At 65.7% G+C, this 14,661-nt stretch carries 17 protein-coding genes; 2 read left to right on the top strand and 15 right to left on the bottom strand.

The annotated features are described in order from the left end of the window. Positions 1–69 precede the first annotated feature (69 nt). The 13 genes from P0D62_RS13250 to P0D62_RS13310 all read right to left on the bottom strand — a co-directional run bounded on the left by P0D62_RS13250 (position 70) and on the right by P0D62_RS13310 (position 11,279). The gene (locus P0D62_RS13250; protein ID WP_275703023.1) at positions 70–1,779 is read right to left on the bottom strand and encodes a DUF2207 family protein; all 1,710 of its coding nucleotides are present in this window, start codon (positions 1,777–1,779) and stop codon (positions 70–72) included. Between the two features lie 15 nt (positions 1,780–1,794). Next, the gene (ispF, locus tag P0D62_RS13255; RefSeq protein ID WP_275703024.1) at positions 1,795–2,271 is read right to left on the bottom strand and encodes a 2-C-methyl-D-erythritol 2,4-cyclodiphosphate synthase; all 477 of its coding nucleotides are present in this window, start codon (positions 2,269–2,271) and stop codon (positions 1,795–1,797) included. After that, complete coding sequence (gene ispD, locus P0D62_RS13260) at positions 2,268–3,029, bottom strand: 2-C-methyl-D-erythritol 4-phosphate cytidylyltransferase (protein ID WP_275703025.1); 762 nt, start codon at positions 3,027–3,029, stop codon at positions 2,268–2,270. Before ispD ends, ispF begins: the two co-directional genes overlap by 4 nt. 56 nt (positions 3,030–3,085) lie before the next feature. Further along, positions 3,086–4,054: a sugar-binding transcriptional regulator gene (locus P0D62_RS13265; protein ID WP_275703026.1), complete on the bottom strand. Its 969-nt coding sequence runs from the start codon at positions 4,052–4,054 to the stop codon at positions 3,086–3,088. 137 nt (positions 4,055–4,191) lie between these two features. Further along, on the bottom strand, positions 4,192–5,499 hold the full coding sequence (locus tag P0D62_RS13270) for an NAD(P)H-dependent oxidoreductase (protein ID WP_275703027.1): 1,308 nt from the start codon (positions 5,497–5,499) through the stop codon (positions 4,192–4,194). A 25-nt stretch (positions 5,500–5,524) separates the two neighbouring features. Next, the gene (locus tag P0D62_RS13275; protein WP_275703028.1) at positions 5,525–5,956 is read right to left on the bottom strand and encodes a transcriptional regulator GutM; all 432 of its coding nucleotides are present in this window, start codon (positions 5,954–5,956) and stop codon (positions 5,525–5,527) included. Position 5,957: 1 nt separating this feature from the next. After that, complete coding sequence (locus P0D62_RS13280; protein ID WP_275703029.1) at positions 5,958–6,329, bottom strand: PTS glucitol/sorbitol transporter subunit IIA; 372 nt, start codon at positions 6,327–6,329, stop codon at positions 5,958–5,960. A gap of 68 nt (positions 6,330–6,397) precedes the next feature. Next, positions 6,398–7,417: a PTS glucitol/sorbitol transporter subunit IIB gene (gene srlE, locus P0D62_RS13285; protein ID WP_275703030.1), complete on the bottom strand. Its 1,020-nt coding sequence runs from the start codon at positions 7,415–7,417 to the stop codon at positions 6,398–6,400. Next, complete coding sequence (gene srlA, locus P0D62_RS13290) at positions 7,414–8,019, bottom strand: PTS glucitol/sorbitol transporter subunit IIC (protein WP_275703031.1); 606 nt, start codon at positions 8,017–8,019, stop codon at positions 7,414–7,416. The genes srlE and srlA overlap by 4 nt, the downstream gene beginning before the upstream one ends. A 219-nt stretch (positions 8,020–8,238) precedes the next feature. Continuing rightward, entirely contained in the window at positions 8,239–8,769 is a 531-nt protein-coding gene (locus P0D62_RS13295) for a YjbQ family protein (RefSeq protein WP_275703032.1), read from the bottom strand. Between the two features lie 14 nt (positions 8,770–8,783). Beyond that, entirely contained in the window at positions 8,784–9,632 is an 849-nt protein-coding gene (locus P0D62_RS13300; RefSeq protein ID WP_275703033.1) for a class II fructose-bisphosphate aldolase, read from the bottom strand. A gap of 12 nt (positions 9,633–9,644) precedes the next feature. Continuing rightward, complete coding sequence (locus tag P0D62_RS13305; RefSeq protein ID WP_275703034.1) at positions 9,645–10,340, bottom strand: triose-phosphate isomerase; 696 nt, start codon at positions 10,338–10,340, stop codon at positions 9,645–9,647. A gap of 453 nt (positions 10,341–10,793) precedes the next feature. Then, positions 10,794–11,279: a CarD family transcriptional regulator gene (locus P0D62_RS13310; protein ID WP_275703035.1), complete on the bottom strand. Its 486-nt coding sequence runs from the start codon at positions 11,277–11,279 to the stop codon at positions 10,794–10,796. A 165-nt stretch (positions 11,280–11,444) separates the two neighbouring features. Between P0D62_RS13310 and P0D62_RS13315 the strand changes: the two genes are divergently transcribed. Continuing rightward, the gene (locus tag P0D62_RS13315; protein WP_275703036.1) at positions 11,445–11,945 is read left to right on the top strand and encodes a hypothetical protein; all 501 of its coding nucleotides are present in this window, start codon (positions 11,445–11,447) and stop codon (positions 11,943–11,945) included. On the opposite strand, the gene P0D62_RS13320 is transcribed toward P0D62_RS13315, so the two are convergent. Both P0D62_RS13320 and P0D62_RS13325 read right to left on the bottom strand, forming a co-directional pair. Further along, the gene (locus P0D62_RS13320) at positions 11,942–12,619 is read right to left on the bottom strand and encodes a response regulator transcription factor (protein WP_275703037.1); all 678 of its coding nucleotides are present in this window, start codon (positions 12,617–12,619) and stop codon (positions 11,942–11,944) included. The two genes, P0D62_RS13315 and P0D62_RS13320, sit on opposite strands and share 4 nt — an antisense overlap. Further along, entirely contained in the window at positions 12,616–13,770 is a 1,155-nt protein-coding gene (locus P0D62_RS13325) for a sensor histidine kinase (RefSeq protein WP_275703038.1), read from the bottom strand. The genes P0D62_RS13320 and P0D62_RS13325 overlap by 4 nt, the downstream gene beginning before the upstream one ends. A gap of 180 nt (positions 13,771–13,950) precedes the next feature. Here P0D62_RS13325 and phoU point away from each other — a divergent pair, with 180 nt between their 5' ends. Next, positions 13,951–14,616: a phosphate signaling complex protein PhoU gene (gene phoU / locus P0D62_RS13330; protein ID WP_275703039.1), complete on the top strand. Its 666-nt coding sequence runs from the start codon at positions 13,951–13,953 to the stop codon at positions 14,614–14,616. The last annotated feature ends 45 nt before the right edge of the window (positions 14,617–14,661 follow it).

A 14,661-nucleotide genomic window follows, 5' to 3' on the forward strand; every position in this document is an offset into this window, starting at 1 on the left:
CGTTCTCCGCCTTGCCAGCTCATCCATCCAGCACGTCCTCGCAACGGCACCACCTACTTGCGGAATCTCTTAGCGTCCGAACAGCTCGCCCTGAATGGTGTGGATGAACTGGGTCAGCGACGCGGGAAGGTCGCGCAGATGCCAGGTGTCCGGAGCGTGGTACCAGGAGATGGCGGTGGGGTCGGGATCGTCGTCGCGGTCGGCGTCGGCCATGGCCTGGATCCAGCGGTCCTTGCCGCCCAGCACCACGGCGTAGGGCAACAGTTTGGACAGCTCCTGGAGCTCACGGCCGGCGGGCGCGTGGTCGGTGGGGTGGGTGGCCAGCAGCACGGAGAGCGCCTGCAACGAGACGAGCACCTCGCTGCCGGCGATAGTGCGACGCGGCATCCGGTCGGACACCCAGATCAGGCCCAGAGCCAAGGCGACGAGCACCAGCGCCAACAGCCCGAAGCCGGTCAAGGCGATCAGCAGCACCGCAGCCACGACAGCCGCCCCGAGCGCCGCATAGCCGCGGGTCCGCCACGAGTTCCGGGTGGAATCGGGGCGTGACTCGAACCACCCACGCGCCACCACCTCGTCGTACAGATCGTCCTGCACCTGGGCCAGGGCGGGCGCCAACTGGGCCGGAAGCTGAGACGCGAGCACCCCGTCGCCCACCGAGGCCAGCAGATCCCGCTCGAACGGCAGCAGCTCGTCGCCTGCGGGCGGGTTTTCGGTGCGGGTGAGCCGCCAGTCGAGCAGGCCGTGCAACTCGTGCGGCAGCTCGGTGATCAGCAGATGCCCGCGCACCGCGAGGTCGAGCAGGGTGGCGGTGACATCGACGGGGTCCACCCGCTCATCGGCGACCGTGCCCACCAGGCCGGGACGGAGCCCCTCGGCCACGACGAAGACCGACTCCCCGTGCCCGATGGGCTGGAAACCGCCGATCGCCGTGGTCTCACCGGGCGCGAGATCGGTGCCTCCGCGCCGGTGCAGCAGGTAGAGGCCGGCGGCGCCCAGCAGCGCCACACCCAGCGCGATCAGGATCTGGTTGGCGGAGAAGCCGAAGGCCCGGTCGAGCGACCACCGCACGTGCACCCGCTCCGTCGCCGCGACGGCGTCCGGCGGGAACGCGGTGGTCAACCAGACCTCGTCTCCGGCAGCGAGAGAGGCGTGCGAGAAGGTGGGCTGCGGCGAGTCGAACATGCCGGCGGCGTAGGCGTCGCACTTGGCCACCGAGCCCGGCTGTCCCGCCCGGCAGTCGATGAGCTGCACCGGCGCCTCCGCGTTCAGCACGCCCTTGGCGCTGGTCACCGCGACGGACAGCCCGCGCACCACCGGCCACTCGGCCATGGTGAGCATGTGCCCTTCGCCCTCGACGGTGCGGGTGGCTCCCAACACGCGGTACGACACCTCGACCTCATGCGCACCATCGGTTGGGATCGTGAGCGTCATGTCCTCGCTCCCGGTGGCGGTCTCCGGCTCGACGAGCGCGCCGTCGACGCGAACCGTCACCTCGTCCACCTCGAACAGCCGGCTGTCGTGCCTGTTGAGTTCTTGGGCCACGGGAATGGCCTGGGTGAGTTCCTCGGGGGCTTGGCCCTCGGCGAAGGTCACCGTCTCGGTGACCTTCAGGACGCCGTCGGAGCTCAGCCAGCCCTCGAACTCGAACGACTCCGCGGTTCCGCCATCTGCCCGCGCCGGCAGCACGACGCCCACCGCGAGCAGCGTCGCCAGCACGGCTCCCGCGCCCAAGCGGCGGGCGATCCGGAGGCAGCGCGAGGAGGGGGCGACGGTCATGGTCTGGTGGATCCTTCAGCTGGTGGAGGCGGGCATCAGGCAGGCTACCGCCATGGCGGCGACGCCCTCTCCTCGACCGGTGAGGCCGAGTCCGTCCGTGGTGGTGGCCGACAGGCTGACGTGCGCCCCGAGTGCCTCCGACATGACGCGTTCACCCTCGGCCCGACGCGGCGAGATCTTCGGACGGTTGCCGATCACCTGCACCGACACCGAGGCGATCTCGAAGCCCGCGGCCCGCACCCGGCGAGCGGTCTCGCGCAGGAACGACACCCCGCTGGCTCCCGCCCATTCGGGCTCCGCCGTGCCGTAGTTGGATCCCAGATCGCCCAGGCCCGCGGCCGCGAGCAGCGCGTCGCTGGCGGCGTGGGCGGCGACGTCGCCGTCGGAATGCCCAGCAAGCCCCAGGGGCTCGTCGGCGAAGTGCAGGCCGGCGACCCACATCTCGACGCCGGGTTCGAGACGGTGCACGTCGGTGCCGATGCCGACCCTCACCGGTTGGTCCCGCGATGACGCGGGCGCCAGAATCGACGACCCGAATGGTGACCGAGGCTCGCACGGGTCAGCCACAAGGCTCGCGCCATCGAGAGATCAGCCGGCTCCGTAATCTTGATCCCCATCTTCGACCCCGGAACCAACGTGACCGGGTAGCCGTTTCGCTCGCAGCACGTGACGTCGTCCGTAAAATCCAGTCCACGCTCGGCCATCGCCTCGTGGCTCTCAAGCAGGACAGCTAGGTCGAAACCCTGGGGCGTCTGGATCGCGCGTAGTCGTGACCGATCGACGGCATGATTGCTCTGCTCATCCTCGGACACTTCCCTGACGCTGTCAGCAACCGGAACCGCCGGGGTAACGGCAACAGCGCCACCTCTGACTGCATCGATGACGCCTTCAATGACATAGGCCGGCATCAGTGGTCGCACAGCATCATGAACCAAGACGATCTTGGCCTTCGAGAGTTCTGGGTGGTTCTTCACCACATCGAGGCCGCGTTGCACTGACTGCTGCCTTGTCTCCCCTCCCGGCGTGGTGATCACCGGAATAGGTGTCCCTTGCAGCGCCGTGCGGTAGAGCTTCGACAGCTTCCCATTGATGACCACGACGGCGTGGGTGCAGCCTCCCGCGGCCAGGCCCTCCACCGCGATACCGACCACTGCACGCCCCAAGATTCTCAGAGTGGGCTTCGGCTTAGTCCCGCCATATCGAAGCCCCAGACCGGCGGCGACAACAACAGCAACGACGGGCTCGGACATGGCGCCAAGTATGCCACTGCAACCGACCCCAAATGCACCGCCCAGCAGTAAGCGCCCTACTCTCGTGCCGTTGCCATCGAGAGCACCGTGGCGGCAAGCGCCTCGTCCACCACCAGGATGTCGAAGGCCCCGGTGCGCAGCGCCCCGAGGACGCCAGGCGCCTTCTCCTTGCCTGCGGCGAGACCGGTGGCGATCTGCATCTCGCGAATCTCGTCGATGTCCGTGCCGATCACCCGCTCGGATGCCGGAGGGCCTAGCGGATTTCCTTCGATGTCGAACAGGCGTCCGGCAAGATCACCCACGGGCTTCGCCCGGAGCACCTCGGACCACTCAGCCTCTGTCAAGTGCATCGCGTCGACTGTCTGCTTGCTGGTCTGGACGCCGAACGATCCGATACCGACGAACGCGAGGTCACAGTCCCTCGCCCGGGCCAGCGCTCCTCTGACCGTCGACTCAGACATCATGGCGTGAAACGTCGCCGCCGATTCAACGACGGCCGGGGCATCGAATCGCTCCGCAGATACGCCGCACTTCTCAGCGAGGGTCTGGATATAGGAGTTGCCGGACGGACCGGTATCGAGGAGAGGCATTCCCCCAACCAAGGGCGTCAGCTTGGTGGCAGAGCGAAGCGTCACCTGGGGAATCGCCTCGACCAACTGGCCGACGGTGAACCCCCAGCTGAGCCCGATCCTTGTCGCCGTTGCGCTCCTTCTGGTGAAGACCTGACTGGCGAGTTGACCGACGGCGCGCAGGCTCGCGCTCTCAGAAGAGGTCTCGGCGACCAGCGCCTCGCGCAGCCCGAACTTCCGCACCAGAGCGCGTTCGAGATCGCGATTGCGCGAAACGTGCTCATCACCGATGATGCGCACCTGAACGACTCCGAGTTCTCGTGCCTTGGCGAGAATTCGCGATACCCCCGAGCGTGAGAGTCCAAGACGTCGCCCTACCTGGCCTTGATCGAGTCCCTCTACGTAGTACATGCGCGCAGCGTCGATCAGGAGTTGCTGGTCACGCTTGGCAGGCATTGTGTCCTCCTAGGCCACCTTCCAAGGTGGGTACGCGAGCCAGTGTGCAGAGTACTCGGTCTTTGCGCAAATTTGTGAAGATGGGTGGGGTTCCGAGAACACCTCGGGCCCCACCCATCACAACTCGCCTGAGTGACTCAGTTTCCGATCACCCCGCGCTGGATCAAGGAGTCCTGCAGCCGGCGCATGGCGACGATCGGACGCGTCTCATCGATCTCAAGGTCGGCGTAGGTGATGATCTCGTCCTGGCTCTTGGCGACCTTGAGACGGCTGTGCTGCAGCAGCCCGATCGGCACGGCTCCTAGCTCGCCGGCCTTCTCGGCGGGGATCGCCCAGCCGTAGAAGTGGTTGCCGCCCAGGCCCTCCAGCGTCGTTTCCGGCTCGAGGTCACCCTTCGCCCGCCCGACAACCTCCGTGCACGCGTAGCGGGACTGGAAGTCCGAACGACGATTAAGGACCGCTTCCCCGATGGACAGGTGGGCCTCGATGGACGCAATGTGCCATGGCCGGAACAACAGGTAGTAAGGCCCTTTGCCCAACTTCAAGTAGTCGAGCTCGTGAGTCACCACTTCGGACTCCGACTTCACGATCACGAAGATGCCCGGCGCGACATCTCCTGTCACATACTCGACGACGGGGCCCTTCTCGAAAGACAGGATGCCACCATCGGCCGCAGGAATCAGCTTGGTCGCCAGATCCTTCAGCATGATCTCCTGGCCGTGCATGCCATCGACTTCCACAGGGAAGTTGGTGGCGTTAGACAGCGCCGCCATCTCCAACTGGGTCTTGGTGCCGTCGGTGAACTCCGTCAGCATGCGCGGGCTCATCTTCTTGCGCGCGGCCTCCTCCTCGTTGTCCGCAGGCACTGAATGGATGATGTTGACGTTGTTCTTGCCCTTGCCCGCACAGATCACGGTGAGGCCGAGGTCTTCGGCATACTCGACGAGCTTCAGACACTCGACCGGCTCGTCGCCCCGCATCACGGTGTAGACAGAGTTGCCGGCGTTGGCCATGCTGCTCAGCAGCACCCCGACGGTGATGTCGGCCTCGACGGTCATCAAAGCCACATCCTTGCTCCGAGTGATGCAGGTGTAGGCGATCTGCGCAGCGATCTCCGGAACGCCGGAAACCTCCACCACGATATCGACCGGCAGGTCTGGCATCCGCAGCCCGTCCCGGATCACCACAGCCTTGCCATGGGAGACCGCCTCGGCGGCAGCCTCCAGGTCGTCGCCCGCGACCACGACGTCATCGCGGCCGGCGTTGCGCAGCGCGGACTCGGCCTTCTCCATGAAGATGTCGGCGACCGCCACGACGGCCAGGCCCGGCGCCTTTTGGATGGAAGCCACGAGGCCGGAGCCCATCTGGCCGGCGCCGACGACGCCGACGTAGACGGGGCGCCCCAGCTTCTGCTGACGTTCGAGGAGGCCCTTGGTGTAACCCATTTTTCTCTTCTTTCTACGTAGGGATTCAGGAGGTCGCGGGGGTTCGACGTGCCCGCAGCACGCGTGACGTCTTGGTCTTCGGCAGTGGCTTGGCCGGCGCCGTCTGGGCGAGAGCCATCTCGACGGCCGCCTTGGAGGGCTTCCCTTTCACCCGCTCGACGGCGCCCTCCACCGGCCCGAGCAGCGCTGGTGCGAGACGGAACCGCGCGAACACGCTGAGCCCGGACAGCTTCGACGCGGCGACGATCTCCCGGCGCATCATGTCGACCACCAGAATCACGATCGCTCCGCCGCGCCAGGTTCGCCCCCGTCCGGAGACGAGCCGCAGATGCTCGCCGCTGTTGTCCTTCAAAACCCTGTTGAGTTCGCGGACGTAGGCTCTCTGCTGGAAGTAGGTGAGGAGGACCCCGAGCAGCATGGCCACGATCAGGATCGCGGGAAACTTCCAGTCCGGCATCTCATGCCTCGCTGAAAGAGATCGTGCTCCCAACAGCCGGCGTGTCGTATGCGGGCCCCGTCACTTTGATGGCCCCAGGCAGCAGGGTCTGCTGCGGTTGGTTCACGTACAAGACGATGTGCCCGAGGGCGGTGAGGTTCTCGCACGCCCGATCACCGACCTCATCGAGCGTGTAGGTCTGCCCGGCAAAGTGGAAGAGATCTCCCGGCCGGAGAGTACGCGAGAGCGGGCTGGCGCCCTCGTGAACGACGCTGAACTCGGCCAGGGCATCGGGAACCGGATGGCCGAAGAGGATGAGGACGCCGGCCTCGATCATGCCGCCGGCTTCACTTCCCACGAGGCTGGCAGTGGTGCTCCAAAGGGTGTTGGACATGGATGTTGTCCTTTCATGAGGATGTTTGAAATGAGTGGCGGGCGTCCAAGAGACGCCCGCCGCTAGGGCTAGACCAGAAGGAAAGACACCAGGTAGGCAAAGGCGACCGCGAGGGGCGAGGTCACCATGCGGGTGAACAGGATGGCGGACACTCCCACCGACACGGTTTCCGGCTTTGCCTCACCCAGAGACAGACCGACAGGGATGAAGTCGCAACCAACCTGACCGTCGATGGCGAACAGCGTCGGCAGCGCGTATTGGACGGGGAGCGCACCGGCGCCGATCTGAGTGCCCATCAGCACACCGACCACTTGAGCGATCGCCGCACCGGGGCCAAGGATCGGCGACAGCAGCGGGATCGCAACGATGAAGCCGAGCAGCAGGAGGCCGAGCGGATTGCCCGCCAACGGCGCCACCCAGTTGGCCAGCACATTCGACACGCCCGTGAAGTTCACGATGCCGATCAGCAACGCGACGTAGGCCATGAACGGCAACACGGTCTGCATGATGATCTGCAGGGCCTGGCGACCGGACGACAGCAGCGTGTTGATGACGTAGCCGATGAAGTTGCCGAAGCGCACGACGAGGGACATGAAGCCACCCTTCTCCGCCTGGGTCTGGCTCACCGTCTTGGGTCGCGCCTCCGACGCAGCTGCCGCAGCCGCGGCCTTCTCCTGCGCCGCATCGTTGGCAGCCTGGGCGGCATTCACATCGACGGTGCTGGCCACGCTGATCTGATTGACACCGACATCGGAGACGAAGATGTCCGGCGTGATGAACTGCGCCAGCGGCCCCGTGGGCGAACCAGGGTAGACGTCCACCGTCGGGATGCGCTTCTTCGGGTACACCCCGATCCGCGCGGTACCACCGCAGTTGATGACGACGGCCAATACGCGGGAGTCCTCGACGTGGTTGTTGAATCCGTCGACGGCCTCGCCGCCGCACAGCTCCGCCATGCGCGCGGCCACGGCGTGCACCCCACCGCCGGTGACAGAGAGGATGACGTTCTTCTCGTCGGTCGGGGTCAGGACGAGTCCGTCTCCCCAGCCGCCGGAACCCTTGACGACCTTGATCGTTTCGTAGCTCATTCTGCAACCCCCTGGATGTGGCCGGCGGCATACGCCTCGTCGTAGCGCTGGAAGGTCTCTTGATGCCCACCGCGCTTGATCAGGTACCCGGTCATCCACTGAGTGGCGATGCCGCGGAAGAGGATGACGACAAGGCCGGTGAGGAAGTACAGGATCGCCAGAGTGGCGTACTTCTCAGGGGCTGCCGTCATGACGCCGGCCGATACGCCGGCCCAGACGAAGATCTCACCGGCGTTCGCGTGCGGGAACAGCGCTGTGATCGGGTGGCAGAACGACACGGTCGCGTCGTAGAAGGCGGGCTTGTAGCGCTCCGGTAGGAACCGGCCGAAGGTGTAAGCCATCGGGTTGGTCAACAGCAGCATGGACAGGAACGGCATGATCGTGTAGCGGGTGACGGCCCAGCGGCCCGCCCACTTGACGGCGCGTGTGACGCGCTCCTCACCGATCCAGGTTGTGATGGCATACATTGCGGTCAGCATGACCATGAGCAATGGCACGATGCCGGTCACCAGGCCTGTGAACGAGGTTGCGGCCTCGTTGAACAGCCCGATGAAATGCTCGGCAAACCACGTGATGGCTTTCATCACCGGGTTGTCTCCCATGGGGACTCCTATGTCTATAAGTGGGATCTCATTTGAACGCCGACGGTGCACCTTCCTCAGCGGCACCGCCCTCGGCTAGGGCTAGGTCTCTCCTCCTCTTCTTTTCGCTCTTCTTTTCGCATGGGGCGGGCCCATCGCTGCCATAGCAGCTCCCGGTGGGGCCCGTCCTTCGTTCCTTCGTCGTTCCGCGTGCCCCCCACAGAGTTCGGGGCACCGGGATCACTCGCCGATGATGGTCACCTGACACCGACGCCCACGGGCGCGGGCACGATCCCAGTCGGCGAAGAAGATGTAGCCGGTGACACCGAACCCGAGTTCGCCGTCGATCACGGGGAAGACCTGGCTGCTACCCATCAAGTTCGCCTTCAGGTGCGCATCGGCGTTGAGCAACTGGCTGCGATCCCCGCCTGGTAGGTATTCCTTCGCACTGGGCCAGCTCTCGACCGCGACGAAGTGCTCCTCCCCCGGGTAGTTGTATCCATCGGCGGGTGGGAAGCCCTGCTGATCAGGAACGATCTTGCCCAGGACGTTGTTGAGATCCTGCTGAAGGAAATCGGTGCCGTCTTCCAGTCGATCGTGGGCCCACTCGTCGTAGTAGACCGAGCAGGTGGTGTGCGGGGAGATCACCGCGCAGATCCCGTTGGCGATGCCGCTCTCGGCCACCGCGCGGCGGACATCGCCGGTGATGTCGACGAAGCTGGGGGTGCCGCCGTGCGAGGTCAGCGACAGCGTGGTGTGGTGCACGGTCATGGTGGTCGTTCTCCCTACTTGGTGGTGGCCAGGGTCTTCACGAACGCCTCCACATCCGCCTCGACGCCCTTGCGAGCGGCAGCGGCCAGATTGGAGAACAGGATGACGTTGTCGTCCTCGATGAGCGGAACGACGGCGTCGTAGGCCGCCTTCGCGGCGTAGGTGTAGTAGTTGATCTTGCGCACGCCGTGCCGGACGCTCTCCCGGTACTCCTCATCGGTCAAGCCCGAACCGCCGTGCATGACGATCGGCACACCGGTGTCGCGGCGCAGCGTCGCGATGAGCTCGTAGTCGAGCTTCGGCTTCTGCCGGTAGACGCCATGCACCGTGCCGAAGGAGGCGGCCAGGCAGGTGACACCGGTCGCCCGCACGAAGTCGCGAGCCACCGCAGGGTCCGTATACAACGACTCGTCCGCGACGCCCTGCGACGGGTCGCCGTTCTCGTTGCCGGTCATCATGCCGATCTCGCCCTCGACCCCGATGCCGCGCTCACTCGCCAGGTCGACGACCTCGCGCGTGACCCGCACGTTGTCCTCGTAGCTGCGGTGGGAGCCGTCGATCATGCACGAGTTGAACCCGATGTCCAAGCCCTTCTTGATGTAGTCGATGTCGTCGCCGTGGTCGACGTGCACCACGAACGGAGCCGAGGACCGCTTTGCCAGCTCCACCATCACGGGACCGATCTCCTCGATGCCGACGATGCCCTCATGCACCTGCGCGAACTGCAGGATGATCGGCACGCCGGTACGCTCCCCGACGTCGATGGTGGCCAGCAGCGCCTCGAAGAACGGCGTGTTGATGGCAGCCAGCCCCACATTGTTGTCTTCCGCGTAGGCGAGCGCCTCGCCGAGTCCGATGAGCATTGCCGTGTCCTTTCAGGCTTTGTTCTTGTGGTCGGCGATCGCCGTGAACATCTCGGTGAGGATGGCGCGCCAGTCCGGGTGGCTCACGATGCCGCTGGTTCCACCCGACCCATCGGCGCCTTGAGAGAGCACCCGCGCCACGTCAGCCCCAGTGCTCACCCCGGCGGCCTGGATCACCAGGATTGACGGATCGACGTCCTTGACGATCCGGGTGGTGCGCTCGATGTAGTCGCCGGCATCCATCTGGCCGGTGCCGATGTTGGCGGTCGGCTCACAGATCATGACGTCGGGCCCCATGCCTGCGATCGCCTTGCACTGCGCGTCGGAGTCGGCGCACACGATCGTCGCCAACCCGACCTCACGCGCCCGCCGGATGGTTTCGTCGAGCACCGCGAGCGTCAGCGAATGCTCTGCGTGGTTCAGCACCACCGCCCGCGCCCCGGCTTCACGCAGGGAGTCGGGGAGGATGTGCCCCATCCCGCGGCCCTTGACGATCGGGTCCATGTGCTGGGCGGTGACGACGAGGTGCTGGGTGTTCTCAGCCACCATCCGCAGATCGACGTGCTGCGCGGTGAAGATCACGTCGATGCCGAACTGGGCCGCCAACTCGTCCGTGAGGCGGGCCAGCTCGAGGGTGTCCTGACTCCCCAGATATGCCTTCGGATTGACGATCAGGAAGGGGGACCGAACCACCTGCTGTCTGGACATGAACACCTCTCCTCTGAGATCAGCACATATTTTCATCTATGTGAACGAAGTTGCTAAACCCAGATGGTTCCACGTCCCGTGACCAATAGCAATAAGTTGCATCGCATGAGCAAGTATTTGCTTATCTCAGCGTCTGGTGCACCTGACTACGGCCTACGGCGGGCTCGCGGCAGCCAGGTGAGCCCAAAGATCCGCGTCTCCCTGGGATCTGTTGCGGAGGTGGTGGCCGTAGCGAGCGGCGTCATGGTGCGTCAGATGCAAGACACAGGAGGAAGGAGCTAATGGTGCCCACCTTCGACGACTGCAACGAAGCAGATGGCGTGCCAGGGCGTCGCGTGAGTCAAGCCACTTCCACTTTCGCAACAGACCCTAGTCCTGGACACGAACAAGGGCGGTGGGAGAAACTCCCACCGCCCTTGAGGCTGTTGTTTGACTTACTGACGCACCGGTTGCCTAGGAGGCGAGAACCTCGTCCAGCATGACCTCGGCACGATCCTCGTCGACCTTCTCGGCGAGCGCGAGTTCGGCCACCAGGATCTGACGGGCCTTGGCGAGCATCCGCTTCTCGCCAGCGGAGAGGCCCTTGTCGCGATCGCGACGCCACAGGTCGCGCACGACCTCGGACACCTTGATCACATTGCCGGAGTGCAGCTTCTCCATGTTGGCCTTGAAGCGGCGGGACCAGTTGGTGGGCTCCTCGGTGTGCTCCGCACGAAGCACGTCGAAGACCCGCTCGAGGCCGTCGGCGTCAACGACGTCGCGCACCCCCACCAAGTCCAGGTTGTTGGCCGGCACTCGTACCACCAGGTCGTTTTGACCGATGATCCTCAGTACCAGATAAAGCCGATCCTCCCCCTTGATCTGCCGGTTCTCGATGTCTTCGATGACTGCGGTGCCGTGATTGGGATATACGACCGTCTCACCAATAGAAAAGCTCATGTGTATCTGGGCCCCTTTCCACAGACCAGTCTAGCAGGCTCACCCTGGGGGCCCCAGTCTGCTGCCAGAACGACCTGATAAGGTGCCCGCCCACACTCCCGTTCTGTCGCGCAGGGCGCCCCATTCTGGTTAGGATGAGCCCAGACCTGACCGGAGGGATTTTCGATGAGCGTGCGCTTCCTCGGCCGAACCAAGGCACTGCTGGCCGCAACCGCACTGACGGCGACGATGGCCGTCGGCTGCACCGCTGGGCAGTGGGAGCCCAAGGCCCCGCCCGCGGCCGGAGTCCAGACGACCACCGACGACGGCTTCAAGGTGCGCAACCTGCTGATCGTCTCGGACGATGCCGGTAACGCCGTGCTGGAGGGTTCGATCACCGCCAACCGGGCCTTCACCCTGAACGACGCCGGCTACTCGGCCGAGCAGCCCGACGGCACCTGGAGCACCGCAGCCCAGCTGCCCATCTCGCAGGCCACGTCCCAGCAGAACAAGCTGACGCTCGGCGGCCCAAGCAACGCCTTCCAGGCCCCCGAGCTCACGCCCGGTCGTCTGGCCATCGTCGGCCTCCAGTTCGACGAAGGCGTCCAGATCCAGCTCGAGGTGCCGGTCTACGACGCCTCCCACCCCGACTTCGCCACCGCCTGGGCCGAGGCGACGCAGGGTTAGCCCTCGAACTTGTACCCGAGGCCCCGCACGGTGAGCAACCGGACGGGGTTGGCGGGATCCTTCTCGATCTTCGAGCGCAACCGCTTGACGTGCACGTCGAGGGTCTTGGTGTCGCCGACGTAGTCGCTGCCCCAGATCCGGTCGATCAGCTGGCCTCGGGTCATCACGCGGCCGGCGTTGCGCACCAGCAGCTCGAGCAATTCGAACTCGCGCAGCGCAAAGGCCACCTCCACGCCGTCGACGCTCACCTGGTGGCGCTCCACGTCGACGCGCACCCCCGCCGCCTCGACCACATCGGGCAGCACCGCCTCGTCGCGGCCGCGGCGCAGGATGGCGCGGATGCGGGCGGTCAGTTCGCGCTGGCTGAAGGGCTTGGTGACATAGTCGTCAGCGCCGAGTTCCAGACCCACCACCTTGTCCACCTCGGCGTCGCGAGCCGTCACCATGACGATGGCGACGTTGCCGCGGACGCGCAGCTCCCGGCACACCTCGAGCCCGGACATGCCGGGCATCATCTGGTCGAGCAGCACCAGGTCGGCGCCGGCGCGATCGTACTCGGCGAGCCCGCTGCGGCCGTCGGGCGCGGTGGCCACCTCGAAGCCCTCCTTGCTCAGCATGTAGCTGAGCGCCTCTCGGTACGACTCCTCGTCCTCGATGATCAGGATCCGGCTCATATCAGGTACTCCTCCGACGTGGGGGCAAGACAAAGGGGAATGCGGATGGTGAAGGTGGAGCCGTCGCCAGGACGCGACCACACCGTCACCGTACCGCCATGGACGGCGGCGATCTGGCGCACGATCGATAGACCCAGCCCGGTGCCGCCCGTCGCACGGCTGCGGGCGTCGTCGACGCGGTAGAAGCGCTCGAAGATCCGTTCCAGATCCTCGGCGGCGATGCCGATGCCGCTGTCCGCGACGCGTACCTCGGCCCACTTGTCGCCGTTGTCGGCGACCTCGGAGATACTCACGGCCACCCGGCCGGGGGCGTCCGAGTAGCTGATGGCGTTGTTGATCAGGTTGGTGACGGCGTCGACGAGCTGCCACCGGTCGCCGGTCACAGTCACGGGCGCAAGGCTGGTCGCGATGGCGATGCCGCGCTTCACCGCCCGCGGGTGGGTTCGGCTCACGGCCTCCTGGACCACCTCGATGAGGTCGACCTCGTCGCGGGCCAGCACCGGATCGCTGGATTGAAGCCTGGACAGCTCGATGATCTGACCCACCAGATCCGCCAGGCGCTGTGTCTCGGCGGTCAGCCGCGCGGCGAAGTGCGCCACGTCGTCCGGGTCATCCTTGGCCATCTCGACGGCCTCGGCGAGCACCTCGATGGCGCCGATCGGCGTCTTCAACTCATGTGAGATGTTGGCGAGGAAGTCGCGACCCACCGCCTCGATCCGCTTGTGCGCGGACTCGTCGATGGCGACCAGGAGAATCAGCCCGCCGGTCAGCGGCTGCACCTGGCCTTTGAGGTCGACGCGCTCCTGGCCAGGCCTCGCGGGCCGAACCAGCGGACCCGAGTACGGCTCTCCGGTGGCCTGCACCTGGTGCACCACGTCCAGCAGCTCCGGAAACCCCACCCGAGTGCCGCGCACCAGGTTCATGGGCTCCGCATGCTGATTGTGATGCAGCAGTTCGTCGTGGGAACCGACCAGCGCCGCACCGACCGGGAGCGCGTCGAGTGCCTCGGCCAGCTCCACGGGAACGGGCGGGCGATCCTCGCGAGACTCGAGTTCGCGACGGTGCTGGAGTCCGACGCGAACGACGTGCACCAAGACCCAAAGAGCCGCGACGATCCCCGCGCCGACGAGCGCCGCAACAACAGGTGGCATGTGGTTCATCATAGGAGGGTCTCCATGGGCCCCTGAGCCACTGCGAATCCCACAGCCCAAGACTTCACGACTCGTTCACGCCAGGTTCATTTAGCGGACACAGCTCGTCAGCCCCGAGGCTTAAGCTGGTTCACCGGGGTTCCGCCCCGTTCGACGCACCGATCAACAGGAGTAAAAGGGATGCGCACTAGCTACCGCGACGAGCTCAATTCCGTCATCGAGGATCTCGTCCACATGGCTTCGCTGGTGGAGGTCGCCATCCGCGACGCCTCCGAAGCGCTGTTCGCCGCCAATCTCGACAAGGCCGAGTCCGTCATCAGCAACGACCTCAGGCTCGACGAGCTCCATGAGGAACTGGAGTACAAGTGCCTCTCTCTGATCGCACTTCAGGCTCCCGTCGCCGGCGAGCTGCGCACCGTGGTCTCCGCGATCCGCGTGGTCTTCGAGCTGGCCCGCATGGGTGACCTTTCGGCGCACGTCGCCAAGATCGCCCGCCTGCGCTTCCCGCACCACGCGGTGCCGGAGCAGTTGCAGGACAACTTCCGCTCCATGGCCGAGATCGCTCAGAAGATGATCACGCTGGCCAAGGACGCCCTGGCCAGCAGCGACGCCAACGAGGCCATCCGCCTTGCCGACGTCGACGCGCAGATGGACACGCTGCGTCGCGCCCAGTTCACCGAGCTGCTCGGCGCCAAGTGGGACGCCACCGTCGAGGAGGCCGTCGACGTGGCGCTGCTGGGCCGCTACTACGAGCGTTTCTGCGACCACGCCGTCGCCGTCGGCCGCCGCGTGATCTACATCAGCACCGGCGCCGTGCCCGAGGGCGAAGACTGGCCGAACGCCTGAGAGATCCTGCCCTGACCACCCTCCGAGGATGGGTAGGCGTAGAGT

The sequence above is a fragment of the Tessaracoccus caeni genome (genome assembly GCF_029211185.1).
GTDB lineage: Bacteria > Actinomycetota > Actinomycetes > Propionibacteriales > Propionibacteriaceae > Arachnia > Arachnia caeni.

What these genes read in the sequence shown, in the direction of transcription:
- srlE (WP_275703030.1), bottom strand. Translation starts at nt 7,417, where the DNA reads ATGAGCTACGAAACGATCAAGGTCGTCAAGGGTTCCGGCGGCTGGGGA.
- P0D62_RS13270 (WP_275703027.1), bottom strand. Translation starts at nt 5,499, where the DNA reads ATGGGTTACACCAAGGGCCTCCTCGAACGTCAGCAGAAGCTGGGGCGC.
- P0D62_RS13280 (WP_275703029.1), bottom strand. Translation starts at nt 6,329, where the DNA reads ATGTCCAACACCCTTTGGAGCACCACTGCCAGCCTCGTGGGAAGTGAA.
- phoU (WP_275703039.1), top strand. Translation starts at nt 13,951, where the DNA reads ATGCGCACTAGCTACCGCGACGAGCTCAATTCCGTCATCGAGGATCTC.
- ispD (WP_275703025.1), bottom strand. Translation starts at nt 3,029, where the DNA reads ATGTCCGAGCCCGTCGTTGCTGTTGTTGTCGCCGCCGGTCTGGGGCTT.
- P0D62_RS13315 (WP_275703036.1), top strand. Translation starts at nt 11,445, where the DNA reads ATGAGCGTGCGCTTCCTCGGCCGAACCAAGGCACTGCTGGCCGCAACC.
- P0D62_RS13265 (WP_275703026.1), bottom strand. Translation starts at nt 4,054, where the DNA reads ATGCCTGCCAAGCGTGACCAGCAACTCCTGATCGACGCTGCGCGCATG.
- P0D62_RS13250 (WP_275703023.1), bottom strand. Translation starts at nt 1,779, where the DNA reads ATGACCGTCGCCCCCTCCTCGCGCTGCCTCCGGATCGCCCGCCGCTTG.
- P0D62_RS13325 (WP_275703038.1), bottom strand. Translation starts at nt 13,770, where the DNA reads ATGCCACCTGTTGTTGCGGCGCTCGTCGGCGCGGGGATCGTCGCGGCT.
- P0D62_RS13310 (WP_275703035.1), bottom strand. Translation starts at nt 11,279, where the DNA reads ATGAGCTTTTCTATTGGTGAGACGGTCGTATATCCCAATCACGGCACC.
- P0D62_RS13305 (WP_275703034.1), bottom strand. Translation starts at nt 10,340, where the DNA reads ATGTCCAGACAGCAGGTGGTTCGGTCCCCCTTCCTGATCGTCAATCCG.
- P0D62_RS13295 (WP_275703032.1), bottom strand. Translation starts at nt 8,769, where the DNA reads ATGACCGTGCACCACACCACGCTGTCGCTGACCTCGCACGGCGGCACC.
- srlA (WP_275703031.1), bottom strand. Translation starts at nt 8,019, where the DNA reads ATGGGAGACAACCCGGTGATGAAAGCCATCACGTGGTTTGCCGAGCAT.
- P0D62_RS13275 (WP_275703028.1), bottom strand. Translation starts at nt 5,956, where the DNA reads ATGCCGGACTGGAAGTTTCCCGCGATCCTGATCGTGGCCATGCTGCTC.
- P0D62_RS13320 (WP_275703037.1), bottom strand. Translation starts at nt 12,619, where the DNA reads ATGAGCCGGATCCTGATCATCGAGGACGAGGAGTCGTACCGAGAGGCG.
- P0D62_RS13300 (WP_275703033.1), bottom strand. Translation starts at nt 9,632, where the DNA reads ATGCTCATCGGACTCGGCGAGGCGCTCGCCTACGCGGAAGACAACAAT.